The organism is Bradyrhizobium sp. SPXBL-02, from assembly GCF_051853065.1.
In the GTDB taxonomy this organism is placed as follows: Bacteria; Pseudomonadota; Alphaproteobacteria; order Rhizobiales; family Xanthobacteraceae; genus Bradyrhizobium.
Genome location: NZ_CP182474.1, coordinates 5,728,436 through 5,751,363, shown reverse-complemented (window position 1 = coordinate 5,751,363; position 22,928 = coordinate 5,728,436). Strand labels below are relative to the sequence as shown.

Annotated in this window: 22 protein-coding genes; 13 read left to right on the top strand and 9 right to left on the bottom strand. The window is 64.9% G+C overall.

Annotated features, from left to right (window positions below; all coding sequences use genetic code 11):
• Window positions 1-4: 4 nt before the first annotated feature.
• The gene (locus ACNJYD_RS26845) at window positions 5-1,255 is read right to left on the bottom strand and encodes a Zn-dependent hydrolase (protein ID WP_212254869.1); all 1,251 of its coding nucleotides are present in this window, start codon (window positions 1,253-1,255) and stop codon (window positions 5-7) included.
• 33 nt (window positions 1,256-1,288) lie between these two features.
• Window positions 1,289-2,206, bottom strand: coding sequence for a LysR family transcriptional regulator (locus ACNJYD_RS26840; RefSeq protein WP_172784058.1), 918 nt, complete (start codon window positions 2,204-2,206; stop codon window positions 1,289-1,291).
• A 120-nt stretch (window positions 2,207-2,326) separates the two neighbouring features.
• Here ACNJYD_RS26840 and ACNJYD_RS26835 point away from each other — a divergent pair, with 120 nt between their 5' ends.
• The 6 genes from ACNJYD_RS26835 (at window position 2,327) to ACNJYD_RS26810 (ending at window position 7,788) form a co-directional block, all read left to right on the top strand.
• On the top strand, window positions 2,327-3,142 hold the full coding sequence (locus ACNJYD_RS26835; protein ID WP_212254870.1) for a putative hydro-lyase: 816 nt from the start codon (window positions 2,327-2,329) through the stop codon (window positions 3,140-3,142).
• Window positions 3,143-3,236: 94 nt separating this feature from the next.
• Window positions 3,237-4,481, top strand: coding sequence for an ABC transporter substrate-binding protein (locus tag ACNJYD_RS26830; RefSeq protein WP_212254871.1), 1,245 nt, complete (start codon window positions 3,237-3,239; stop codon window positions 4,479-4,481).
• 77 nt (window positions 4,482-4,558) lie between these two features.
• Window positions 4,559-5,392, top strand: coding sequence for a branched-chain amino acid ABC transporter permease (locus tag ACNJYD_RS26825; RefSeq protein WP_245266275.1), 834 nt, complete (start codon window positions 4,559-4,561; stop codon window positions 5,390-5,392).
• Complete coding sequence (locus ACNJYD_RS26820; RefSeq protein ID WP_172784061.1) at window positions 5,392-6,372, top strand: branched-chain amino acid ABC transporter permease; 981 nt, start codon at window positions 5,392-5,394, stop codon at window positions 6,370-6,372. Before ACNJYD_RS26825 ends, ACNJYD_RS26820 begins: the two co-directional genes overlap by 1 nt.
• Complete coding sequence (locus tag ACNJYD_RS26815; protein ID WP_172784062.1) at window positions 6,369-7,100, top strand: ABC transporter ATP-binding protein; 732 nt, start codon at window positions 6,369-6,371, stop codon at window positions 7,098-7,100. The genes ACNJYD_RS26820 and ACNJYD_RS26815 overlap by 4 nt, the downstream gene beginning before the upstream one ends.
• Window positions 7,084-7,788: an ABC transporter ATP-binding protein gene (locus ACNJYD_RS26810; RefSeq protein ID WP_260382821.1), complete on the top strand. Its 705-nt coding sequence runs from the start codon at window positions 7,084-7,086 to the stop codon at window positions 7,786-7,788. Before ACNJYD_RS26815 ends, ACNJYD_RS26810 begins: the two co-directional genes overlap by 17 nt.
• Window positions 7,789-7,804: 16 nt before the next feature.
• Here ACNJYD_RS26810 and ACNJYD_RS26805 read toward each other — a convergent pair whose 3' ends face one another.
• Entirely contained in the window at window positions 7,805-8,203 is a 399-nt protein-coding gene (locus tag ACNJYD_RS26805; RefSeq protein WP_172784064.1) for a hypothetical protein, read from the bottom strand.
• 265 nt (window positions 8,204-8,468) lie between these two features.
• On the opposite strand from ACNJYD_RS26805, the gene ACNJYD_RS26800 reads away from it, so the two are divergent.
• Window positions 8,469-9,797 (top strand): IS1182 family transposase, encoded by a 1,329-nt coding sequence (locus tag ACNJYD_RS26800; protein WP_212257604.1) that lies wholly within the window; start codon window positions 8,469-8,471, stop codon window positions 9,795-9,797.
• A 193-nt stretch (window positions 9,798-9,990) separates the two neighbouring features.
• Here ACNJYD_RS26800 and otnC read toward each other — a convergent pair whose 3' ends face one another.
• Entirely contained in the window at window positions 9,991-10,677 is a 687-nt protein-coding gene (gene otnC / locus ACNJYD_RS26795) for a 3-oxo-tetronate 4-phosphate decarboxylase (RefSeq protein ID WP_212259801.1), read from the bottom strand.
• Between the two features lie 107 nt (window positions 10,678-10,784).
• Between otnC and ltnD the strand changes: the two genes are divergently transcribed.
• The 4 genes from ltnD (at window position 10,785) to ACNJYD_RS26775 (ending at window position 15,634) form a co-directional block, all read left to right on the top strand.
• Window positions 10,785-11,702 carry an L-threonate dehydrogenase gene (gene ltnD, locus ACNJYD_RS26790; protein ID WP_212259799.1) on the top strand — a complete coding sequence of 306 codons (918 nt, stop codon included), beginning with the start codon at window positions 10,785-10,787 and terminating at the stop codon, window positions 11,700-11,702.
• 11 nt (window positions 11,703-11,713) lie between these two features.
• Window positions 11,714-12,496: a 2-oxo-tetronate isomerase gene (otnI, locus tag ACNJYD_RS26785; protein WP_212259797.1), complete on the top strand. Its 783-nt coding sequence runs from the start codon at window positions 11,714-11,716 to the stop codon at window positions 12,494-12,496.
• On the top strand, window positions 12,493-13,770 hold the full coding sequence (gene otnK, locus ACNJYD_RS26780) for a 3-oxo-tetronate kinase (protein ID WP_212259795.1): 1,278 nt from the start codon (window positions 12,493-12,495) through the stop codon (window positions 13,768-13,770). Before otnI ends, otnK begins: the two co-directional genes overlap by 4 nt.
• Window positions 13,771-13,942: 172 nt before the next feature.
• On the top strand, window positions 13,943-15,634 hold the full coding sequence (locus ACNJYD_RS26775; protein ID WP_439363810.1) for a methyl-accepting chemotaxis protein: 1,692 nt from the start codon (window positions 13,943-13,945) through the stop codon (window positions 15,632-15,634).
• A 128-nt stretch (window positions 15,635-15,762) separates the two neighbouring features.
• Here ACNJYD_RS26775 and ACNJYD_RS26770 read toward each other — a convergent pair whose 3' ends face one another.
• Together ACNJYD_RS26770 and ACNJYD_RS26765 are read right to left on the bottom strand one after the other, a co-directional pair.
• Window positions 15,763-17,280: an acetyl-CoA acetyltransferase gene (locus ACNJYD_RS26770; protein ID WP_439363809.1), complete on the bottom strand. Its 1,518-nt coding sequence runs from the start codon at window positions 17,278-17,280 to the stop codon at window positions 15,763-15,765.
• Between the two features lie 115 nt (window positions 17,281-17,395).
• The gene (locus ACNJYD_RS26765) at window positions 17,396-18,529 is read right to left on the bottom strand and encodes a nitronate monooxygenase (protein ID WP_260382826.1); all 1,134 of its coding nucleotides are present in this window, start codon (window positions 18,527-18,529) and stop codon (window positions 17,396-17,398) included.
• Window positions 18,530-18,856: 327 nt separating this feature from the next.
• Between ACNJYD_RS26765 and yghU the strand changes: the two genes are divergently transcribed.
• The gene (gene yghU, locus ACNJYD_RS26760) at window positions 18,857-19,729 is read left to right on the top strand and encodes a glutathione-dependent disulfide-bond oxidoreductase (protein ID WP_439363808.1); all 873 of its coding nucleotides are present in this window, start codon (window positions 18,857-18,859) and stop codon (window positions 19,727-19,729) included.
• A gap of 166 nt (window positions 19,730-19,895) precedes the next feature.
• On the opposite strand, the gene ACNJYD_RS26755 is transcribed toward yghU, so the two are convergent.
• The 3 genes from ACNJYD_RS26755 to ACNJYD_RS26745 form a co-directional block, all read right to left on the bottom strand.
• Window positions 19,896-21,173 (bottom strand): acyl-CoA dehydrogenase family protein, encoded by a 1,278-nt coding sequence (locus ACNJYD_RS26755; RefSeq protein WP_172784073.1) that lies wholly within the window; start codon window positions 21,171-21,173, stop codon window positions 19,896-19,898.
• A gap of 297 nt (window positions 21,174-21,470) precedes the next feature.
• Window positions 21,471-21,851, bottom strand: coding sequence for a VOC family protein (locus ACNJYD_RS26750; protein ID WP_172784074.1), 381 nt, complete (start codon window positions 21,849-21,851; stop codon window positions 21,471-21,473).
• A gap of 132 nt (window positions 21,852-21,983) precedes the next feature.
• The gene (locus ACNJYD_RS26745; protein WP_172784075.1) at window positions 21,984-22,763 is read right to left on the bottom strand and encodes an SDR family NAD(P)-dependent oxidoreductase; all 780 of its coding nucleotides are present in this window, start codon (window positions 22,761-22,763) and stop codon (window positions 21,984-21,986) included.
• Between ACNJYD_RS26745 and ACNJYD_RS26740 the strand changes: the two genes are divergently transcribed.
• Entirely contained in the window at window positions 22,762-22,920 is a 159-nt protein-coding gene (locus ACNJYD_RS26740) for a hypothetical protein (RefSeq protein ID WP_439363807.1), read from the top strand. The genes ACNJYD_RS26745 and ACNJYD_RS26740 overlap by 2 nt on opposite strands.
• Window positions 22,921-22,928 lie beyond the last annotated feature (8 nt).

Here is a 22,928-nt window from a genome sequence, read left to right as displayed (position 1 = left end):
CCGGTCAGGACGCGACGCCGGCGATCGCCAGCACGGTATGCATGAGGACGTTGGTGCCCGCGGCGCAGTCGCCTTGCGTCGCATCCTCCAGCTCGTTGTGGCTGATGCCGTCCTTGCAGGGCACGAACACCATCGCGGCCGGCATGACCGTGTTGAGGTTGCAGGCGTCGTGGCCGGCGCCGGAGGTGATGCGGCGCGAGGAATAGCCGAGCGTCGTCGCGGCATTCTCGACGGCAGCAATCAGCTTCGGATCGAAATGCGTCGGCGGCTTGCGCCAGACGAGATCGATCTTGACCTCGACCTTGCGGCGCGCGCCGATCTCGGCGATTGCCGCACGCAGATCGCGATCGAGCGCATCCATGATGGCGCCGTCGGCACTGCGGCAATCCATGGTGAAGGCGATCTCCCCCGGAATGACGTTGCGCGAGGGATTGGCGATCACGGCCTCGCCGATGGTGCCGACCGCGTTCGGTCCGTGCTTCTTCGCAATCGACTCCATCGCCAGCACGATTTCGGACAAGGTCGCCAGCGCATCGCGCCGCAGCGGCATCGGCGTCGAGCCCGCATGACTCTCGAAGCCGGAGATCTTGCCGTCGTACCAGAGCACGCCCTGGCCGGAATCGACCACGCCGATGGTCTTGCCTTCCGCCTCCAGAATTGGACCCTGCTCGATGTGCAGCTCGACGAAGCAGCCGAGCTTCTGAAAGCCGACCGGCTTGTCGCCGCGATAGCCGATGCTGTCGAGCGCCTGGCCGACGGTCGTGCCATCGATATCCTTGCGCGACAAAATGTCGTCGGTGGTGAAGTCGCCGACATAGGCGGCGGAGGCCATCATCGCAGGTGCGAAGCGCGAGCCTTCCTCGTTGGTCCAGTTGACGACGCAGATCGGCGCCTCGGTCTCGATGCCGGCATCGTTCAGCGTGCGGATCACCTCCAGCGCGCCGAGCGTTCCCAGGATGCCGTCATACTTGCCGCCGGTCGGCTGGGTGTCGAGGTGCGAGCCGATGCCGACGGGCAGCTTCGACATGTCGCGGCCCTTGCGCAGGCCGAACTGTGATCCGAGCGCATCGACGTGGACTTCCAGTCCGGCATCCTCGCAGGCCTTGCGGAACCAATCGCGCACCTGCTTGTCTTCGCTGCTCAGCGTCAGCCGCCGCACGCCGCCTTTGGCCGTCGCGCCGAATTGCGCGGTCTCGTGGATGGAGCCCCACAGGCGGGCGGAATCGATTTGCAGGTTGGTGGCGGCTCGGCTCATGCGGTCGTTCTCTCTTTTTGTCCGGCGCCTTTTTCAATGACGCGCCTGTGCGGGCGCGTCAACCGCGAGGCTGCTCTGCGCAATTTGCCGTGCAAGCTCGGCGACGCGCTCCACGGCGACGACGTCGGGAGAGGCGAGCCAGCTCGCGGTGAACGTCAGCGGTGCGATGGCGAGGTCGGTGTCGAGCAGCTGCAGGCGCCCGTCGGCGAGCTCGTTCTCGACGATGGCGTCGGGAATCACGGCGATGCCGAGTCCCTCGACCGCCATGTGGATGACGGTCGCCAGCGAGGCGGACGCGTGCAGGCGGATCGGCGGCAGCTCGGGCCGGTCGAACACCTCCCGCACGACCTCGTAAGGCTTGGTCTTGCGCGGGAAGGTGATGATCGGAAACCGCGCGAGCTCCGCCGGCGTCAGCGGGCCCTTGCCGAGCCCGAGCGAGGGACTTGCGAGAAAGCCGATCGGATAATCGGCGAGCACGCGGTTGTGCACGCCGGAGGCGGACAGCGGTCCGACGACGAAAGCGAGCTCGATCTCCTGCGCGAGCAGGCGCGCGGTGAGATTCGGCGTGATGTCGACCTCGATCTCCAGCGACAGGTTCGGATAGATTTCGTTCACGCTCTTGACCAGCCGCGGCAGCCAGGTGTGCACGATGGTTTCGGCGACGCCGAGCCGCATCACGCCGCGCATCGCCGAGCGGTCGCCGATCTCCGCCATCATCGCAGCGCGCAGGCCGATCAGCTTCTCCGCGTAGACCATCATCTGCCGGCCGCTCGGTGTCGGTGACGCCACGCGATGATCGCGGTTCAGCAGCTTCACGCCCATCTCGCGCTCGAGCTGGGCGATGCGCTGGGAGATCGCCGGCTGGGTGGTGTTGAGTCGTTGCGCGGCGCCGCGGAAGCTGCCGAGCTTCACAACCCACAGGAACGTCTCGATCGACCTGAAGTCCAGCATTGGAAGGATTTTCCCGATCGATAAATCATATTTATCGAGATTGATTAGAAACGACGATTAGACTTTATAGCACGCTTGGTGTTGGTTTGTCTTTGTCGAGTTTATAGGCAGGTCGATCACATGACTGTTTTGGTGGCAGCGCAGCAAACTGAAACACCCGACACCCTCCCGAGCCGCAAGGCCCGGCTCGCCTACCGCGAGGGGCTGGTTGCCTCCACCGCCGGCGTCGCCCCCGGATGTGTCCAGGGCAACCTGGCGATCCTGCCGGCGGAATATGCCGGCGCCTTTCACCGCTTCTGCCAGCTCAATCCCAAGCCGTGCCCGATCATCGGCATGTCCGACGTCGGCAGCCCTTACATCCCTTCGCTCGGCACCGACCTCGACATCCGCACCGACGTGCCACGCTACCGTGTCTGGCGCGACGGCGAGGTCCTGGACGAGCCGACCGACGTGAAGAGCTACTGGCGCGACGACCTCGTTACCTTCGTGCTCGGCTGCTCGTTCTCATTCGAGGAGGCGCTGCTCGAGGAGGGCATGCCGATCCGCCACATCGAGAAGAACGTGCGCGTGCCGATGTACCGCACCAACATCGCCTGCGGCGTATCAGGTCCGTTCGCCGGCCCCATGGTGGTGTCGATGCGCCCGTTCAAGCCGGCCGATGCGATCCGCGCGGTGCAGATCACCTCGCGCTATCCCGCCGTGCACGGTGCGCCCGTGCATCTCGGCCATCCGCATCTGATCGGCATCAAGGATATTGCCAAGCCCGACTACGGCGATCCCGTACCTGTTGCCGAAGACGAGATTCCGGTATTCTGGGCCTGCGGCGTGACGCCGCAATCGGTTATCAACGCCGCGAAGCTGCCGTTCGCGATCACGCATTCGCCCGGCCTGATGCTGGTGACGGATCTGAAGAACAAGACCATGGCCGTGATTTAGTAGGCAGCGTTTGCTGTTTCTTCGGGCTTTACGCTCTTTGCCAATCGCTTCATTCGATACGCGCAAAAATTCGGATAACAGGGGACTTTAGCCAATGACGATGACTCGCCGCGATGTACTGCTCGGAGCCACCGCCGCCGCTGCGCTGCTGCCATTAGCTGCGCGCGCGCAAACGTCTGAAGTGGTGATTGGCGCAACCTATCCCCTGTCGGGCTCCGGCGCGCAGGTGGGTGTCGATGCGCAGCGTGCTTTCGAGACCGCGATCGACATCATCAATAACGACCAGGATTTCGATCTTCCGCTGGCAAAGGGCGTAGGTTTGCCCGGTCTCGGCGGTGCCAAGATCCGTATTGTCTATGCCGACACCCAGGGCGATCCGCAGAAGGGGCGCGCCGAAGCCGAGCGGCTGATCACGCAGGAAAAGGTCTGCGCCATCCTCGGTTCCTATCAAAGCGCGGTTGCGGTGACGATCAGCCAGATCTGCGAACGCTACCAGACCCCGTTCATCTCAGCGGACAACTCCTCGCCTAGCCTGCATCGCCGTGGCCTGAAGTATTATTTCCGCGCCTCGCCGCATGACGAGATGTTCTCGGCCGGGATGTTCGACTTCCTCGATGCGATGAAGAAGAAGGGCGCCAAGGCCAACACGCTGGCGCTGTTCCACGAAGATACCATCTTCGGCACCGACTCCGCCAACGCGCAGACCAAGCTCGCGACCGAGCGCGGCTACAAGATCGTCGCCGACATCAAGTACCGCGCCAACTCGCCGTCGCTGTCGGCCGAGGTGCAGCAGCTCAAGGCCGCCAATGCCGACGTGCTGATGCCTTCCAGCTACACCACCGACGGCATCCTCTTGGTCAAGACCATGGCCGAACTCGGCTACAAGCCGAACGCCATCGTGGCGCAGGCCGCCGGCTTCTCCGAGAAGGCGCTGTACGACGCAGTCGGCGACAAGCTCGAGGGTGCGATCACCCGCGGCAGCTTCTCGCTCGATCTCGCCGCCAAGCGGCCGATGGTCGGCAAGATCAACGATCTGTTCAAGGCGAAGTCGGGCAAGGATCTCAACGACAATACGTCGCGCCAGTTCATGGCCATGATCATCATGGCTGACGCCATCAACCGCGCCAAATCCACCGAGGGCGAGAAGATCCGTGACGCGCTGGCCGCGACCGAGATGCCGGGCGAGCAGACCATCATGCCCTGGAAGCGCGTCAAGTTCGACGAATCGGGCCAGAACAACGATGCCGATCCGGTCCTGCTGCAATATGTCGGCGGCAAGTTCGTCACCATCTTCCCGTCGCAGGCGGCGGTGGCCGATGCAGTCTGGCCGATGAAGTAAGCGATCAGGTTGCGGGCGGGGGACGAAGCGACGTGACAGCAGAAACGATTATCCAGAGTCTTGCGAGCGGCCTGCTGATGGGGCTGCTTTACGGACTGATCGCCGTCGGCCTGGCGTTGATCTTTGGCCTGATGGACGTCGTCAACTTCGCCCATGGCGAATTCCTGATGCTGGCGATGTACGTGACATTCTTCCTGTTCACGTTCTTCGCGATCGATCCACTGCTGTCGGCGCCGCTGGCCGCCGCCGCCCTGTTTGTCCTGGGGGCGGCGGTCTATCTCCTGATCGTGCGGTTTGCGATGCGTGCCAAGGCCAATGTCGGCATGGTGCAGATCTTCGCCACCTTCGGCCTCGCCATCGTGATGCGGGGCCTCGCGCAGCTGTTCTTCACTGCCGACTACCGCAGCGTTCCCAACTCATGGCTCGGCGGCAAGACGGTATCGGTCGCCGGGATCTACCTGCCGCAGCCGCAGCTGTTCGGCGCGCTGGTCGCGATCGCCGCGTTCGGCGGGCTCTATCTGTTCATCAACCGCACCGATTTCGGCCGCGCGCTGGAAGCGACCCGTGAAGATCCCGGCGCGGTGGCCCTCGTCGGTATCGACAAGAACCGCGTGTTCGCGCTCGGCTGGGGCCTCGGCGGTGCGCTGGTCGGGCTTGCCGGCGCCATCATGGCAACCTTCTTCTACATCTATCCCGACGTCGGCGCGTCCTTTGCGCTGATCGCCTATGTCACAGTCGCGCTCGGCGGCTTTGGCAGCGTGTTCGGCGCCTTCGCCGGCGGCATCGTCGTCGGCCTGGTCGAAGCCACCACCGCGTTGATCCTGCCGCCATCGCTGAAGTCGGTCGGCATTTACGCGGTCTATCTGCTCGTCGTGTTCATTCGGCCGCGTGGCCTGTTCGGGTCGATGTGATGGACAAGCAATTCGTCGCGCGGCGCCGCCGCGACCTCATTACCGCCGCCGGACTTGCGGCCGTCGCCGCGATCGTGCCGCTGTTCGTCAAGGACGTCTACGTCCAGAACATCATGGTGCTGACGCTGATGTACGCGGCGTTATCGCAGAGCTGGAACATCCTGTCCGGCTATTGCGGGCAGATATCGCTCGGACACGCGCTGTATTTCGGGCTCGGTGCCTACACCACCGCGCTGCTGTTCACCAAGTTCGGCGTGCTGCCCTGGTTCGGCATGATCGCCGGCGGGTTGATCTCCGCCGCAATCGCGATGGCGCTGGGCTATCCTTGCTTCCGCCTCGGCGGCCACTACTTTGCGATCGCCACCATCGTGATCGCCGAGATCGGATTGCTGCTGATCCAGAACTGGGACTGGGCCGGTGCGGCCCTCGGCATCGACATTCCTGTGCGCGGCGACAGCTGGCTGAAATTCCAGTTCACGCGCTCGAAACTGCCATACTTCTACTTCGCGCTGGTGCTCGCCTGCGTCGCCTGGTTCGTCACCTGGTGGCTGGAAGATTCCAAATGGGGCTATTGGTGGCGCGCGGTGAAAGACAACCCGCAGGCGGCCGAGAGCCTCGGCGTCGTCGTGTTCAATTCGAAGATGGGCGCGGCGGCGGTCTCCGCCTTCCTGGTCGCGGTCGGCGGCAGCTTCTATGCGCAGTTCGTTTCCTACATCGATCCCGGAAGCGTCATGGGCTTCCAGTTCTCGCTCTTGATGGCGCTGCCGGCAGTGCTTGGCGGCATCGGCACGCTGTGGGGGCCGCTGCTTGGCGCCGTCATCCTGATCCCGATCACCGAGTTGACGCGCTCCTATATCGGCGGCTCCGGCCGCGGCGTCGACCTCATCGTCTACGGCGCGCTGATCATCCTGATCGCGCTCGCGCGGCCGGAAGGGCTGGTCGGCCTGTTCTCGCGCCGGCGCAAGGAGGCCACGCGATGACCGCGCTGCTCGAAACCCGCGGCGTCTGGCAGCGCTTCGGCGGTCTGATCGCCAACAGCGACGTCTCGATCTCGGTCGGCCGCGGCGAGATCGTCGGCCTGATCGGCCCGAACGGCGCCGGCAAGTCGACGTTGTTCAATCTGATCGCCGGCGTGTTGCCGCCAACCCAGGGCTCGATCATCTTCGACGGCGAGGACGTCACGACTCTGCCGGCGGCCGCGCGCTGCCAGCGCGGGATCGGGCGCACCTTTCAGGTGGTCAAAAGCTTCGAGACGATGACGGTCATCGACAACGTCATCGTCGGCGCTCTCGTGCGCAACACCGTGATGCGCGAGGCGCGCCGTAAGGCGCATGAGGTGCTGGAATTCACCGGGCTCGCCGCGCGCGCCGACGTGCTCGCGAGCGACCTGGTGCCGGCCGAAAAGCGCCGCCTCGAAGTCGCACGGGCGCTTGCGACCGAACCGAAGCTGCTGCTGCTCGACGAGTGCCTCACTGGCCTCACGCCGACCGAGGCGCAGACCGGCGTTGCCCTGGTGCGCAAGGTGCGCGATGCCGGTATCACCGTGCTGATGGTCGAGCACGTCATGGAGATCGTGATGCCGCTGGTCGACCGCGCCATTGTGCTCGACCTCGGCAAGGTGCTGGTCGAGGGCAAGCCCGCCGACGTCGTGCGCGATCCCAAGGTGATCAAGGCATATCTGGGAGATCGTCATGCTGTCGGTGCGTGAAGTCACCACCGCCTATCAGGGCCTGGTCGCGATCTCCGCGGTCTCGATCGAGGTGGAGAAGGGCGAGATCGTCTGCGTCGCCGGCGCCAACGGCGCGGGCAAGTCGACGTTGCTCAAATCCATCGCCGGTGCCGAACGCCCGCGTTCGGGCACCGTGACGTTCGACGGCAAACGCCTCGACGGCATGGCGCAGCATCACATCACGGCCACCGGCATCGCCTATGTGCCGGAAAACCGCCGCCTGTTTCCGCGCCTGTCGGTCCGCGACAATCTGCGTCTCGGCAGCTATCTCTACCGCGGCGAGGCGGACCGCGAAGGGCCGCTCGATCTCGTCTTCAACCTGTTTCCGCGCCTTCAGGAGCGTTTGGAGCAGCGCGCCGAGACGCTCTCTGGCGGCGAGCAGCAGATGCTCGCCATCGGCCGCGCCCTGATGACGCGACCGCGGCTGTTGATGCTGGACGAGCCCTCGCAAGGAATCATGCCGAAACTGGTGGACGAGATCTTCCAGGCGGTGAAGCGCATCCGCGACGCCGGAATGACGGTGCTGATCGTCGAGCAGCGCATGGCCGAGTGCCTGGAGATCGCCGACCGCGCCTACATCCTGCAGACCGGCCGCGTGCTGATGCAGGGCCGGTCCGCGGAGATCAAGGGCAATCCCGACGTGAGGAAGGCGTATCTCGGATTGTAGCCGCTCGCTACGATCCCTATCCCGATTGCTTCTTGTTCCGATTCTTGCTTGCGCCGCGCAGCGTTGACGCGGGTGCCGAGGGTTGCCCGAAGCCATACATCTGAATGCAGGAGAGCAGATCGACATAGCTTTCGATGCCACCGGCGGAGGCCTCGGTGGTGCATTGGGTGCGAATTGTCTCCGGCGTTGTCGGCCAGATGGGCCCGAGCTGTTGCTGTGCGGTTTGCTCGTCGCTCATGCAGGCCTCGTAGGACTGCGGTTCGGTCAGCGACTTGTCGATCTCCTGAGTTGCCTTGCAGTTGGCCTCGACCTTGAGATCGGGGACGCCGCGCGTAGACGTCTGCGCGCTTGCGGAAAGTGGCAGGGCAATAAAGCAGGCGGCAGAGAGGAGGGTGCAGGATACTTTGAAATCCATGACAATTCTCCTGGCGATCGATGAAACAACTCCTTCAGTCAATTACAGGGGGATCATGTGCTCGAGATCCCGGTTATGCAAATCAATTCCGGCAGTGTCAGACGGTGTCGTAGCCGATGAGCAAAGCGATATCCGGGGCCGCTGGTCCCGCATATCGCTCCGCTCATGCGGGCTTCTCCGTCGCCACATCCTACGAGACTGTGAATCTTTTGTACCGCGCGTCAGACGAATGTGATTCTCTGGGCAGACTGATCTGCTGGAGAGGATGATGGCTGACGACGGACTTTTTGGTGAATTGCCGGAGCAGTCGGCACGAACCGAAGCGGTGCCGCAAGGCGCACCTCGGCTGCGCGAGCCTGTGCGCAATCAGGTCGAATTGCGAGCGGTCGATATCGACAGCCTGATCGGGCAGGATCATCCAGCGCGGGTGATCTGGGCTTATGTCGAAGGGCTGGACCTGAGCGAGCTGGAAGATCGCGTCAAGGCACGGGAAAACAGGCCGGGCCATCCGGCGCCATCGCCACGGTTGTTGCTGGCGCTTTGGCTGTACGCCGCGAGCGATGCCGTTGGCAGCGCGCGGGCGCTGGACCGGCTCTGCGACAGCCACGACGTCTACCGCTGGCTCTGCGGTGGCGTGTCGTTGAACCATCACGGGCTGTCGGACTTCCGGGTCGGCTGTGCCGACTTGCTCGACCGTTTGCTGGTTGAACATCTGGTGGCCCTGAACGAGGCAGGGCTGGTCGATCTGGAGAAGCTGACCCAGGACGGGGTGCGGATACGAGCGAATGCCGGGACCGGATCTTTCCGGCGGGAGGCGACGCTGGATCGGCAGATGGCGCAGGCCGAGGCCATTGTGGAAGAGCTCAAGCGCGAGGTCGATGCGGACCCGGAAGCCAGCAATCGGCGGATCCGGGCCGCCAAAGAGCGGGCGGCGCGCGAACGCAGCGAGCGGGTGCAAGCCGCGCAGGCCGCGCTGGCCGAGATCAAGCGCAAGCGAAAACAGCTCGACGACAAGGGCGGCAATGGCAAGAAGCCGAAGGAGCCTCGGGCCTCCACCACCGACCCGCAGGCCAGGGTGATGAAGATGGCCGATGCCGGCTTCCGTCCGGCCTATAATGTGCAGGTGGCTAGCGCGGCTGGCGAACTGATCGTGGTCGCGATCGATGTCGACAACAGCGGCTCAGATCGTGGCTTGATGCGCCCGATGCTGGAGCGAACGCGCGCTCGGCTGAAGCGCTTGCCACGCCGCTACCTCGCCGATGGCGGGTTCTGCACTGGCGACGACATCGAATGGGCGCATGGCGAGGGCATCGAGGTTTACTGTCCACCGCCCCAATCCAGGAGCGGTGTCGATCCCTTCTTACCCCGGAGCAGCGACGGTCCTGGCATAGCGGCCTGGCGTGCTCGCATGGCCAGCGAAGCCGGCAAGGCACAGTACCAGGCCCGTACCATCTGCGAATGCATCCATGCCCGCTGGCGCAACTGGGACCTCAGGCAACTGACCGTGCGCGGCATCGAGAAGGTCCGTGCCGTCGTGCTCTGGTACGCCCTCACCAACAACATCCTGCAAGGGCATCGTCTCGCAAAAGCATAGATAACCAACAGCCTGACGCCGCCGGCTTCCCCCATCAAGGGGCGATACCACCCCTTGATGCCGAAGCCGAAACAAAACGAATTGGCTCACAGGCTCTACGTCATTGCGAGCGTAGCGAAGCAATCCAGAGTCTTTCCGCGGAGGGATTCTGGATTGCTTCGCTGCGCTCGCAGTGACGAGGTTGGAGCGAGGCTCAATCGTCGTGCCCATGCTCCGGCAGCGTCACCCCGAACACCTTCACCAGATCCTTCACCTGGTCCGGCGACAGATACCGCGGGTTCATCCCGCGCAGCAGCAGATACAGCTTCGCCGTCTCCTCCAGCTCCTCCGTGGCGAACACGGCGGCTTCCAGCGTGTCGCCGGCAACGACCGGACCGTGATTGGCGAGCAGCACGGATGAATATTTCCCCGCCAGCCCCTTGATCGCATCCGCGACCGCGGGATCGCCGGGGCGGTAATAGGGCACGAGTGCGGTGGCGCCGCATTTCATCAGGTAATAGGCCGTCATCGGCGGCAGCGCGGCGCGCGGGTCGATCTCGGGGAGCATCGACAGCGCGACCGAATGCGTGGAGTGCAGATGCACGATGGCCCGCGCGCTTCCGCGCGTATCGTAGAGGGCCGTGTGCAGCGGAACTTCCTTGGTCGGCGCATCGCCCGAGACCAGCCGGCTCCCGCTATCCAGCCGTGACAGTTTTGCGGGATCGAGGAAACCGAGCGAGGCGTTGGTCGGCGTCACCAGCCAGCCTCCGTCGTCCAGCTTGACGCTGATATTGCCGGAGGAGCCTGGCGTCAGCCCGCGCTCGAACAGGGATCGTCCGAAGCGGCAAATCTCCTCGCGCAGCCTTGTTTCGTTGCTCGTTTCGGTTCTCATGGCCGTCATGCCTGCTTGTCTCACGCTTTGGCAGCGCGGCCAAGCCGTGTTATTCGGTTGCCAAGCTGCCGCAAAAGGGCGGCCATCCGGGAAACGTTCGCAAGGGTCAGTTGCATATGTCCGCCTCCACGTCACAAAGTCAGCGTATCGCCGTCGTCGGGCTCGGTTCGATGGGATTTGGCATGGCGACCTCGCTCAAGCGCGTCGGCCACGCCGTGACCGGCTGCGACGTCTCGGCGGATGCCGTCGCGCGCTTCGTGAAGGACGGCGGCGCGGGAGCCAAGACGCCGGCCGAAGCGGCCAAGGACGCCGATATCGTCGTCAGCGTCGTCGTCAATGCCGCGCAGACCGAGGCGATCCTGTTCGGCAAGGATGGCGCCGCCGAGACCATGCCGAAGGACAGCGTGTTCGTCTCCTCGGCGACCATGGACCCGGATGTGGCGCGGCGCCTGGCTAAGCAGCTGGAGGCGACCGGCCGGCATTATCTGGATGCGCCGATCTCCGGCGGAGCACAGCGCGCCGCGCAAGGCGAATTGACGATTCTTGCCTCCGGCAGCCCGGCCGCCTTTGCCAAAGCGCGGCCGGCGCTCGATGCCATGGCTGCCAAGCTCTACGAGCTCGGCGATGCCGCCGGGCAGGGCGCTGCGTTCAAGATGATCAATCAGCTGCTCGCCGGCGTTCACATCGCCGCCGCCAGCGAAGCGATTGCGTTCGCGGCCAAGCAGGGCCTCGACATCCGCAAGGTCTACGAGGTGATCACGGCCTCGGCCGGCAATTCCTGGATGTTCGAGAACCGCATGCCGCACGTGCTCGACGGCGACTACACGCCGCGCAGCGCGGTGGAGATCTTCGTCAAGGATCTCGGCATCATCCAGGACATGGCGCGCAGCGCCCGATTCCCGGTGCCGGTCTCCGCCGCCGCGCTCCAGATGTTCCTGATGACGTCGGCCGCCGGCATGGGCCGCGACGATGACGCATCGGTGGCGCGGATGTATGCGCAGGTCACCGGCGTCAAGCTGCCCGGCGACAAGTAAGAGGATCTCCAATGCCCCGTTTCGCCGCCAATCTCTCGATGATGTTCACCGAGGTGCCGTTCCTCGACCGCTTCGACGCCGCTGCGCAAGCGGGCTTCACCGCGGTCGAGTTCCTGTTTCCCTACGAGCATCCCGCCGAGGCCGTCGGCGAGCGGCTCAAGCGCAACGGCCTGACCCAGGCGCTGTTCAACATGCCGCCGGGCGACTGGAACGCCGGCGAGAAGGGCTTTGCCGCGCTGCCATCACGCTTCTCCGATCTCAAGGCGAGCCTGGAGACGGCACTGCCTTATGCCAAGGCGACCGGCGTCAAGCGCTTGCACCTGATGGCCGGCATCGCCAACCGCAGCGAGCGCGCCGCGATCGAGGCCTTCTACAAATCGGTGGCCTGGGCTGCGGAATTCTTCGCGCCGCACGGCATCGACGTCGTTATCGAACCGATCAATGCGCGCAACGTGCCCGGCTACTTCCTCAACGATTTCGGCTTCGCGCGGGATCTGATCCAGGAACTGAGGCTTCCGAACCTGAAACTCCAGTTCGACATCTATCACTGCCAGATCATCCACGGCGACGTCACCATGCGGCTGCGCGAGATGATGCCGATCATCGGCCACATCCAGATCGCCAGCATTCCCTCGCGCAACGAGCCCGACGGCGAGGAGCTGAACTATCCGTTCCTGTTCGATGAGCTCGACCGGCTCGGCTATGCCGGCTTCGTCGGCTGCGAATACAATCCACGCGGCAAGACCACCGATGGCCTCGCCTGGTTCAAGCCCTATGCGGGAGTGAAGCCGTGACACTTGCATTGGGTTGCATCGCCGACGATTACACCGGCGCCTCCGACCTCGCCAACACGCTGACGCGCGCGGGCCTGCGCACCGTCCAGACCATCGGCATACCTGCCGACGATCTGGCGCTGCCCGAGGTCGATGCCGTCGTGGTGTCCTTGAAGAGCCGCTCGATCGAGGCCGGCCTTGCCGTGTCGCGCTCGCGCGCGGCGGACAAATGGCTGCGCGGCCGCGGCGCGGGCCACGTGCTGTTCAAGATCTGCTCGACCTTCGATTCCACCGACGCCGGCAATATCGGCCCCGTCATGGACGCGCTGCGTGCCGATTGCGGAGAGGGAGCCGTGCTGGTGACGCCGGCTTTTCCGGAGACCGGGCGCACCGTCTATCAGGGCAATTTGTTCGTCGGCGCCGTGCCGCTCAACGAGAGCCCGCTCAAGGACCATCCCCTCAACCCCATGCATGATTCCAACCTGGTGCGCGTGCTGGCGCGCCAGAGCAGGACGCAGATCGGCCTCGTCGATCTCGCCACCGTCACGCGCGGCGCGGAGGCCGTGCGGGCACGTTTGGCCGAGCTCGCCGCCAAGGGCATCGGTGCCGCGATTATCGACGCCGTGTTCGACCGCGACCTCGAGACCATCGGTCTCGTCGCCGCCGAACACCTTCTGTCGGTTGGCGCGTCCGGCATGGGCCTCGGGCTTGCGCGCGCGCTGGTGTCGACGGGCAAGGTGAAGTCGGCGCCGCCGAGCAGCGAAACCGGCGCTGCGGTCGGCGGACCGGCCGCATGTCTTGCCGGCAGCTGCTCGCAGGCGACGCTTCAGCAGATTGCCGTCGCCGAACGCATCATGCCGGTGCTCCATCTCGATCCCGAGCAGATCGTCGCGGGCGCCGGCGAAGCGCAGCGCGCGCTGGACTGGGCAAGGCCGCGGCTTGCGGAAGGTCCGGTGCTGATCGCTTCGAGCGCGACGCCGGAAGCCGTTGCCGCCGTACAGGCACGCCACGGCCGGGATGCCGCCGGCCACGCCATCGAGCAGGCCATGGCCGATATCGCCGAGGGCTTGGTTCAGGCCGGCGTCCGGCGCCTGGTCGTCGCCGGTGGCGAGACATCCGGCGCCGTGGTCGATCGGTTGAGGATTCCCGGATTTCTCGTAGGAGTGGAAATCGCTGCGGGAGTTCCGGTGCTGCGCGCGGTCGGCTCGGAAGCTGGCGACATGTTGCTAGCCCTGAAGTCCGGAAATTTCGGCGGCGCGGAGTTCTTCACGGATGCGCTTAGGCTCATGCGCTGAGCGCAGGGCGTTCTTAGCCGCCTGTTCACTTGTTTCGGGCTCCGTAACTCGCACGGAGTCGTCGCTGACACCTGCACGGGTGCTCTGCTGTCGGATGTCGGTGCTGCTCCCTTTGGTTGATTCGTAGAACTTCCGGGCGCGGCACCGCCGCCAGCACAATGAGACTCCTATTATGCTCGCCACCATTTCCATCCGCGCCAAGATCATCAGTGTCGTGGCGTTCCTGCTGGTCGCGATGGCCGGCATGGGCCTGCTCGCCGTCATGAAGATGCGGTCGATGAACGCCAACACGGTCGACATCACGACGAGCTGGATGCCGAGCGTGCGGGTGCTGGGCGAGATCCGGGCCGCCGTCATCACCTACCGCAACGTGGTCCGCGAGCACATGCTGTCCGAGACGCTGGATGACAAGCTGGCGGCAGAGCAGACTGCGGCGACCGTCACGGAGATGCTGGCCAAGGCTCGAAAGAACTACGAGCCGATGATCACCTCGCCGGAAGAGCGGGCGCTCTATGGCGAATGGTCGAAGTTGTGGGCTGAGTACCAGAAGGGCGCCCAGGACGTCATGGAACTGTCGCGCATGGAGGCGGGCAAAGTTCCGCATGCGTCCCATGAGCTCAATACCAAGACCGTCAACAAGATCGGCCTGAAGTCCGACGAGGTCCTGCAGAAGGACATTGATCTCAACACCAAGGGCGGCAATCAGGCCGCCAGCGACGCCGCCGAGAGCTACTATCATGCGTTCATGCTGGTTTCGATCATTCTCGGCGCTGCCGTCGTCAGCGGCGTCGGCGTCGGCTTCTATCTCGTCCGTGACGTCTCCAGCGGCATCAACTCGATCACCCTGCCAATGCAGGCGCTGGGCCGGGGCGACCTCTCCGCCGAAGTCCCGCATCGCGGCGAGAGGACCGAGATCGGCGCTATGGCCGACGTGCTCCAGATCTTCAAGGAGGCGTTGATCGCCAAGAAGGCGGCCGACGAGGCCGCCGCAGCCGATGCCGAAGCCAAGATCGAGCGCGGCCGCCGCGTCGACAACATCACCCGCGAATTCGAAACGATGATCGGCGAGATCGTGCAGACGGTGTCGTCGGCCTCGAGCCAGTTAGAGGCCTCCGCCTCGACCCTGACCGCGACCGCCGACCGCTCGCAGCGGCTGGCGACCACGGTGGCCGGCGCTTCGGAGGAAGCCTCGACAAACGTGCAATCGGTGGCCTCAGCCACGGAGGAGATGGCCTCGTCGGTCGGCGAGATCAGCCGCCAGGTGCAGGAATCGGCGCGGATGGCGGGCGATGCCGTCGGTCAGGCCCGTGCCACCACCGAGCGCGTCAGCGAATTGTCCAAAGCCGCCGCGCGCATCGGCGACGTCGTCGAGCTGATCAACACCATCGCCGGTCAGACCAACCTGCTGGCATTGAATGCCACCATCGAGGCGGCGCGCGCGGGCGAAGCCGGCCGCGGCTTTGCCGTCGTCGCCTCCGAGGTGAAGGCGCTCGCCGAGCAGACCGCGAAGGCGACCGGCGAGATCGGCCAGCAGATTTCCGGCATCCAGGCGGCGACCAATGATTCGGTCGGCGCCATCAAGGAGATCTCCTCGACCATCGAGCGCCTGTCGGAGATCTCGTCCGCCATCGCCGCTGCGGTGGAAGAGCAGGGCGCCGCGACGCAGGAGATTGCGCGCAACGTGCAGCAGGCGGCGCAGGGAACCCAGCAGGTTTCGTCCAACATCACCGACGTGCAGCGCGGCGCGACCGAGACCGGCACGGCCTCATCGCAGGTGCTGTCCGCGGCGCAGATGCTGTCGAACGATTCGAGCCGGCTTAAGACCGAGGTCGGCAGGTTCCTGAGCTCGGTCCGCGCTGCCTGAGTCTCGACCGTGTCGGAAAAACAGGCGGATCTCGTAGGGTGGGCAAAGGCGCTCTTGCGCCGTGCCCACCATTCTTTCCGGATCACACGAAGGTCGTGGGCACGCTTCGCTTTGCCCACCCTACGAGATCACGCCGCCCGCCACTCCGGCACGCCATCGGCTGCCATAGCGATCTCGCCGAGCGAGCCGACCGGGGTGCGGTCCATGTCGAGCAGATGCGCCAGCGTCGCGCCATCGCTCGGCGGAATCCGCGCCAGCGTGCGGCGATCGTCCTCTGTCCGCAGCATCACGACGCCGTGCTCGACGTCGCCGCCGCGGCCGTAGAGCACGGTAAAGCTCTCGACCTTGCCCTTGCCCGAAGCCTCGTTAACGAACTCCGGCACCGCGCGCTTGTTGCGGTCGGCCTCGTCCTGCACGCTCGTCTCCTGCGCCAGCGTCTCGCGCGGCGGCGTCTTCGACACCACCAGCGCGTGGTGCTTGGTGACGAAGCCGCCCTGGCCGTAGAGCAAGCCGAGCCTGGCGCCGTCGCGCACACGCCGCACCATCGAGCAGGCCGCATGCGTCATGTAGGTGTTGAGCGGCGCGCCGAAGAACGTGAGGCCGCCGGTCACGGTCGGCTGCACGTCGGGTCCCAAGCCCAGCGTCCGCCGCGCCATCTTGGGCACGCAGGGGAAGCAGCTGTAGAGCTCGATCGCGTCGAACTTGTTGCCGTCGCCGCCCGCGAGGTCCATCACGCTCTTGAGCACGGCGTTCTGCGGGTGGCTCTCGTAAAACTGGTCGCGCAGCAGATAGTCGCGCGGCTCTTCCGCCGAAGCACCGCCGAGCGGGTAGACCAGTTTGTCCTCGGCGACCCCGGCCGCCTGCGCCTTGGCAAGACTGGTGAGCAGCAGCGCGCCGCCCATGTTGACGCTGGGGTTGGCCACCATCAGCTTGTTGTAGGGCCAGGCGATCAGGCGGTTGTCCGCGGTCGGTGTCGTGATCTCCTCAGGCGCGTAACGCCGCTTCAGCCAGGCATTGGGGTTTTGCACGGCGGCTTCCGAATAGCGCGACCACAGCGTGCCTGATTCCGCCATCGCCTCGCGCGGCGTCTGGCCCCAATGCGCCGAGGAGGCCGCTTCGTAGAATGGATACACCGTGACGGGCCGAAACACGCCGAGCTTCACTGCCAAGGGCTTCTGGAAGGCCGCGCCGCGCTTGGGCTCCTCGACGTCATGGGCGAACGGCGTCCACGGCAGCTTGATGCCGGCGCGCTCCGCCTTGGTCGCGGTCGATTGCGCCTCCGCGCCGCACACCGCCGCAACGCTGCACTCGCCGCGCGCGATGCGCTTGGCCGCCTCGTGGATGTAGCGGATCGGGCTCTCGCCGCCGACCGGGCCGTAATAGCAATGCGCAGGCGAGATGCCGAGGCGCTGCGCCAAGAGCTGCTCCGGATCGCGATAGCGCCAGCTCAGGAAATTGACGACGTCGAGCGATTGCACCTCGCCGAGCAGTTTTGCACCGGCGTCCGCCTCCGCGCGCCGCAGCGCCTGTTCGAGCAGGTCGAGCGGCTCGAGGCCTTCCGTGATCTCCTTGGGGCGATCGACGATTTCGCCGATGCCGACGATGACGGGGATGCGGTCTTCGGGATTCTTGTTCTTATCTGTCATGCTTCAATTCACGATGTCATTTGTTTCGTCATTGCGAGCGCAGCGAAGCAATCCAGGATCTTTCCGCGGAGGCAGTCCGGATTGCTTCGCTGCGCTCGCAATGACGAGGTCGTGACTAGTCCGCCACCAGCGCATTCATGTGCTCGACGGCTTCGGCGAAATCTTGCTTGAACTCCTGTACCACGGCACCCGCCGATTTCACGCTGTCGATCAGGCCGACGCCCTGGCCGACGAAATAGCTGACGAGATCGCGCGCCCTCGCGTTGCCGCTTGCGGCGGCCCGGTCGATCGAATGGAAGGCGTCGCGGCTGATGATGCTTTGCAGCGGCATCGGCAGCGCGCCCGGGCTGTCCGGCGCGCGGTCCCAGGCATCGGTCCAGACCGAGCGGAGCTGCCGCGCCGGCTTGCCGGTGCGGCCCTTCGAGCGCACCGCATCGCGCGAGGAGGCCGCGATCATCTTCTCGCGAAAGATCTCCGTGGTCTCGGCCTCCACGGTCGCAAGCCACACCGAGCCGGTCCAGGCGCCGGCCGCGCCCATCGCCATGCAGGCCGCCATCTGCCGTCCCGTCATGATGCCGCCGGCCGCCAGCACCGGCACGTCGCGGATGGGCTTGATCGCCTTGATCACCTCCGGCACCAGCACCATGGTCGAGACCTCGCCGCAATGGCCGCCAGCCTCGGTGCCCTGCACCACGAGGATGTCGACCCCGGCGGCGACCTGGCGCAGCGCGTGCTCCTTGGCGCCGACGAGCGCTGCGACCGGCACGCCATGCTTCTTGCCCATCTCGATCATCGCCTTCGGCGGCACGCCCAGCGCGTTGGCGATCAGGCGGATCGGATGATCGAAGGAGACCTCGAGCAGCTGAAGCGCGGTCTTGCCGTCGAACGGCTGCGGCTGGTTGTCCGCGACCTCGCTGCTGGTCAGCTCGATGTCGTACTTCTTCAGCAGATCGCGCGTGTAGTTGCGGTGCTCCTGCGGCACCCGCGCTTCCAGGCTCTTCCAGGTGACGTCCTTCTCGCCCGCGGTCGAGATGTTTTCCGGGATCAGCACGTCGATGCCGTAGGGCTTGCCGTCGACGTGATCGTCGATCCACTTCAGCTCACGCTCGAGCGTATCCGGCGTATGCACCGTCGCCCCCAATACACCAAACCCGCCGGCGCGGCTGACGGCGGCAACGACGTCGCGGCAATGGCTGAAGGCGAGCAGCGGGAAATCGATCCCCAGCATGTCGCAGATCGGCGATTTCATGGCTCTCTCCCGGCGGCAGGCTTCGCATTCTCGTTGCTTTCGCTGGCAAAGCAAAGTGACGCGAGCCGATCGATGACATGCCGGATTCGACGAGGCATCTTGTGTGTAGACGTCGCGCTCGATCCGGGGGCCGCAGGCCGCGGCGTCCTGAGTGGCGTCGTCATTCCGGGGCTCGGCAAGCGAGAACCCGGCCCCGGAATGACGGCGGGGAGGGGCTGCCATGACAAAACGCAGAGTTGTCCCGTCCGGCAATGCATTTCGGCGCCCTTGTCATCGGCCGTTTGCGGGCTAATTAATGCAGGCGCATCTTTTTGCCGGAGCCCCCGCATGACCGACGCCCCCTACGTGCCGCCTAAAGTCTGGACCTGGAACAAGGAGAACGGCGGTCAGTTCGCCAACATCAACCGGCCCATTGCCGGCCCCACTCACGACAAGGAGCTGCCGGTCGGCACGCATCCGCTTCAGCTCTACTCGCTGGCGACGCCGAACGGGGTGAAGGTCACCGTGATGCTGGAGGAGCTCCTCGCGCTCGGCCACAAGGGCGCCGAATACGACGCCTGGCTGATCAGGATCGGCAACGGTGACCAGTTCGGCAGCGGCTTCGTCGACATCAATCCGAATTCCAAGATCCCGGCGTTGATGGACCGCTCCGGCCCGGAGCCGATCCGGGTGTTCGAGTCAGGCTCGATCCTGTTCTACCTCGCCGAGAAGTTCGGCGCCTTCCTGCCGAAGGACATCAAGACCCGCACCGAGGCGATGTCCTGGCTGTTCTGGCAAATGGGCAGCGCGCCCTATCTCGGCGGCGGCTTCGGCCATTTCTACGCCTATGCCCCGACCAAGATCGAATACGCCATCGACCGTTTCGCGATGGAGACCAAGCGCCAGCTCGATGTGCTCGACCGGCGCCTTGCCGACAACGAATATCTCGCGGGCAAGGACTACACGATTGCCGACATCGCGGTGTGGCCCTGGTACGGCGCGCTCGCCAGGGGGCTGGTCTATGGCGCCGGCGAATTCTTGTCGGTGCAGGACTACAAGAACGTGCAGCGCTGGACCGACCAGATCGCCAAGCGTCCGGCCGTGAAGCGCGGCCGCATGGTCAACCGCGTCTCCGGCGATCCCGCCAGCCAGCTCCACGAGCGCCACGACGCGTCCGATTTCGAGACCAAGACGCAGGACAAGCTCGTGCCCGCGACGTAGGCGCTTTCTTCTTCACCTCTCCCCGCTTGCGGTGAGAGGTCGAATTCGATCGAAGATCGAATTCGGGTGAGGGGGTACAGGTCCCTCGATCACCTCGCGTGTGGAGAGAGGCCCCGCACCCCGACCCTCTCCCCGTAAGAACGGGGAGAGGGGGAGGAGAGAGTCTTCACGCCATGCTCAGCTCGTGGCGGCCCACCACCATCCAGTGCACCTCATCCGGACCGTCGGCGAAGCGCAGGTGCCGCACATCCTGGTACATCTCGGCGAGCGGGGTCCAGTGCGAGATGCCGGTCGCGCCGTGCATCTGGATGGCCTGGTCGATGATCCTGCAGGCGCGCTCGGGTACCATGGCCTTGACCATGGAGACCCAGACGCGGGCCTCCTTGTTGCCGAGCACGTCCATCGCCTTGGCTGCCTTCAGCACCATCAGCCGCATCGCCTCGATCTCGCAGCGCGCCTGCGCGATGATCTGCATGTTGCCGCCGAGATGGGCGATCTTCTTGCCGAAGGCCTCGCGGGTCAGGCCCCGCTGCACCATCAGGTCGAGCGCCTTCTCGGCCTTGCCGATGGTGCGCATGCAGTGATGGATGCGCCCCGGTCCGAGCCGCAGCTGCGAGATCTCGAAGCCGCGGCCTTCGCCGAGCAGGATGTTCTCCTTCGGCACCCGCACATTGTTGAAGCGCATATGCATGTGGCCGCGAGGGGCGTGGTCCTGGCCGAACACGTACATGGGACCGAGGACCTCGACACCGGGCGTGTCGCGCGGCACCAGGATCTGCGACTGCTGCTTGCTCGGTGCCGCGTCCGGATTGGTCTTCACCATCACGATGAGGATCTTGCAGCGGGGATCGCCGAGGCCGGAGATGTAATACTTCTCGCCGTTGATCACCCATTCGTCGCCGACGAGCTTTGCGGTGGTCGAGATGTTCTTGGCGTCGGAGGAGGCGACGTTCGGCTCGGTCATGACATAGGCGGAGCGGATCTCGCCGTTGAGCAGCGGCTTCAGCCACGTCTCCTTCTGCTCCTTGGTGCCGACGCGCTCCAGCACCTCCATGTTGCCGGTGTCGGGCGCCGAGCAGTTCATGGTCTCGGAGGCCAGCGGGCTCTTGCCGAGCTCGGCGGCGATGTAGGCGTAGTCGAGATTCTTCAGGCCCTGGCCGGTCTCGTCATCGGGCAGGAAGAAGTTCCAGAGGCCTTCCTGCTTGGCCTTGTTCTTGGCCTTCTCCAGCACTTCGAGCTGCTTCGGCGTAAAACTCCAGCGATCTTCCTTGCTTTCGCCCGCCTTGGCGAACTCGATCGACATCGGCTCGACGGTGTCGCGGATGAACTTCTTGACGTGATCGTAGAGCGGCCGGACCTGGTCCGACATCCGCAGATCGTTGAGCTCGTCGCCGGGATTGAGCGTGTAGTTGGTGGTGCGGGGAATGTAGGTGTGTTTTGTCATTGGTCCTCCCGGGATCGCTAGAATTGTGTTGAGCGCAAGAATAGTCGCAGCGCCGGCAAAGTGCGAGCGCGCATTTTCACGCGCGAGGCCATGCCATGCGATGGAATATCGCGAGGTCGTTTGAAATGTTGTTTGAATGGGGTGTGGAAGGCGGCAGGCTCGCGCCTCACTCTCCGCTGTCATCGCCCGACTTGATCGGGCGATCCAGTATTCCGAGACGTCGGTCGTTTATCGAGAGGCCGCGGCGTACTGGATTCCCCGCTTTCGCGGGGAATGACAGCTGTGGGTGGGTCTACGTCAATTAGGCACCCGATGCATCGCGCAGATCTTGTTGCCGTCGAGGTCGCGCAGATAAGCGAGATAGAGCTTAACCCCGGAGCCCTCGCGGATGCCCGGCGGATCCTCGATCGGCTTGCCGCCGGCCGCGACGCCCGCCGCGTGCCACGCATCGACCTGTTCCGGCGAATTGGCGGCAAAGCCGATCGTGCCGCCATTCGCGCATGTCGCCGGCTCGCCGTTGATCGGCTTCGACACCGAGAACACGCCGGTCTTGGTGATGTAGAAGATGCGATGGCCGTCGACCCTGGCCGGCCGCACCTCGAGCGTGCCGAGCAGCTTGTCGTAGAACGTCTTGGCTTTGTCGAGATCGTTGGTGCCGATCATCACGTGCGAGAACATTTGCCCATTCCCTTCTGCGCTGACAAAACGAGAAGCCGTAGGGTGGGCAAAGCGCAGCGTGCCCACCACGACATTCGAAAAATGCTTACGGTGGGCACGGCGCAAGAGCGCCTTTGCCCACCCTACGAAATCTCAAAACGCGGTATAGCCGCCGTCGATCACGAACGTGTCCGCGGTGTGATACGACGACGCCTTGCTCATCAGATACACCGCGATGCCGCCGAAATCTGACGCCTCGCCGAATCGCCGCATCGGAATCCGCGGCATCACGTTGGCGACGAACTTGTCGTTGGCCATGAGCCCTGCGGTCATGTCGCTCTTGATCCAGCCGGGCAGGATCGCATTCGCGGTGACACCGTAACGCGCCAGTTCGACGCCGAGGGCGCGCACCAGCGCGTTGATGGCGGCCTTGGTCGCGGCATAATGCTCGTTGCGCGCGGTGCCGAAGATCGAGGCGAGGCTCGAGGTCGCAACCAACCGGCCGAAGGGATCGCCGGCATTCGCGCGATCCGTCATGTGCTTCGCCGCGGCCTGGAAGGCGTGGAACACGCCGTCGAGATTGGTCGCGAACATCGTGCGCCATTCCTCCTCGGTGCGCTCGATGAAGGCGCGCCGGCCGCCGCCGCCGATGCCGGCATTGGCGAAGCAGCCATCGACCCGGCCGAAGGTGTCGAGCGTGGCCTTCATCGCTGAAGCGACCGAGGCCGGGTCGCTGACGTCGCAGACGCGGCTGTCGACCTTGCCGGAGAGGCCCGCCATGCTCGCGGCAGCGGCCTTGTTCTTGTCAGCATTGCGGCCCCAGATCGAGACGTTGCAGCCCTGGCCCGCGAGCGCCTGCGCGATGCCGAGGCCGATGCCGCCATTGCCACCGGTGATCACGGCCACGCGGCCGGAGAGGTCGAAGAGGTTCATGGCGCGTTTCCTGTTTTTTGTCTGCGGCCCATCAGCCGCTGCGCACAAGATTGCTTGCTATGCTCCGATCACCATGGACAAGACCGCGCCAAAAATCAAATATGCGCCCCGGCAAAACCAAATTCCGGTCTGCGAAACTGACGCGGGCCGCAAGTGACGAGGAAA

Excerpts from the sequence above, each read along its gene's own strand:
- ACNJYD_RS26750 (WP_172784074.1), bottom strand. The coding sequence starts at position 21,851 with ATGTTCTCGCACGTGATGATCGGCACCAACGATCTCGACAAAGCCAAG.
- ACNJYD_RS26825 (WP_245266275.1), top strand. The coding sequence starts at position 4,559 with ATGGGGCTGCTTTACGGACTGATCGCCGTCGGCCTGGCGTTGATCTTT.
- ACNJYD_RS26840 (WP_172784058.1), bottom strand. The coding sequence starts at position 2,206 with ATGCTGGACTTCAGGTCGATCGAGACGTTCCTGTGGGTTGTGAAGCTC.
- ACNJYD_RS26755 (WP_172784073.1), bottom strand. The coding sequence starts at position 21,173 with ATGACAAAACACACCTACATTCCCCGCACCACCAACTACACGCTCAAT.
- ACNJYD_RS26835 (WP_212254870.1), top strand. The coding sequence starts at position 2,327 with ATGACTGTTTTGGTGGCAGCGCAGCAAACTGAAACACCCGACACCCTC.
- ACNJYD_RS26765 (WP_260382826.1), bottom strand. The coding sequence starts at position 18,529 with ATGAAATCGCCGATCTGCGACATGCTGGGGATCGATTTCCCGCTGCTC.
- ACNJYD_RS26820 (WP_172784061.1), top strand. The coding sequence starts at position 5,392 with ATGGACAAGCAATTCGTCGCGCGGCGCCGCCGCGACCTCATTACCGCC.
- ACNJYD_RS26810 (WP_260382821.1), top strand. The coding sequence starts at position 7,084 with ATGCTGTCGGTGCGTGAAGTCACCACCGCCTATCAGGGCCTGGTCGCG.
- ACNJYD_RS26775 (WP_439363810.1), top strand. The coding sequence starts at position 13,943 with ATGCTCGCCACCATTTCCATCCGCGCCAAGATCATCAGTGTCGTGGCG.
- ACNJYD_RS26830 (WP_212254871.1), top strand. The coding sequence starts at position 3,237 with ATGACGATGACTCGCCGCGATGTACTGCTCGGAGCCACCGCCGCCGCT.
- ACNJYD_RS26805 (WP_172784064.1), bottom strand. The coding sequence starts at position 8,203 with ATGGATTTCAAAGTATCCTGCACCCTCCTCTCTGCCGCCTGCTTTATT.
- ACNJYD_RS26800 (WP_212257604.1), top strand. The coding sequence starts at position 8,469 with ATGATGGCTGACGACGGACTTTTTGGTGAATTGCCGGAGCAGTCGGCA.
- ACNJYD_RS26815 (WP_172784062.1), top strand. The coding sequence starts at position 6,369 with ATGACCGCGCTGCTCGAAACCCGCGGCGTCTGGCAGCGCTTCGGCGGT.
- ltnD (WP_212259799.1), top strand. The coding sequence starts at position 10,785 with ATGTCCGCCTCCACGTCACAAAGTCAGCGTATCGCCGTCGTCGGGCTC.
- otnI (WP_212259797.1), top strand. The coding sequence starts at position 11,714 with ATGCCCCGTTTCGCCGCCAATCTCTCGATGATGTTCACCGAGGTGCCG.
- ACNJYD_RS26740 (WP_439363807.1), top strand. The coding sequence starts at position 22,762 with ATGGCGCGTTTCCTGTTTTTTGTCTGCGGCCCATCAGCCGCTGCGCAC.
- ACNJYD_RS26745 (WP_172784075.1), bottom strand. The coding sequence starts at position 22,763 with ATGAACCTCTTCGACCTCTCCGGCCGCGTGGCCGTGATCACCGGTGGC.
- ACNJYD_RS26770 (WP_439363809.1), bottom strand. The coding sequence starts at position 17,280 with ATGACAGATAAGAACAAGAATCCCGAAGACCGCATCCCCGTCATCGTC.
- otnC (WP_212259801.1), bottom strand. The coding sequence starts at position 10,677 with ATGACGGCCATGAGAACCGAAACGAGCAACGAAACAAGGCTGCGCGAG.
- ACNJYD_RS26845 (WP_212254869.1), bottom strand. The coding sequence starts at position 1,255 with ATGAGCCGAGCCGCCACCAACCTGCAAATCGATTCCGCCCGCCTGTGG.
- yghU (WP_439363808.1), top strand. The coding sequence starts at position 18,857 with ATGACCGACGCCCCCTACGTGCCGCCTAAAGTCTGGACCTGGAACAAG.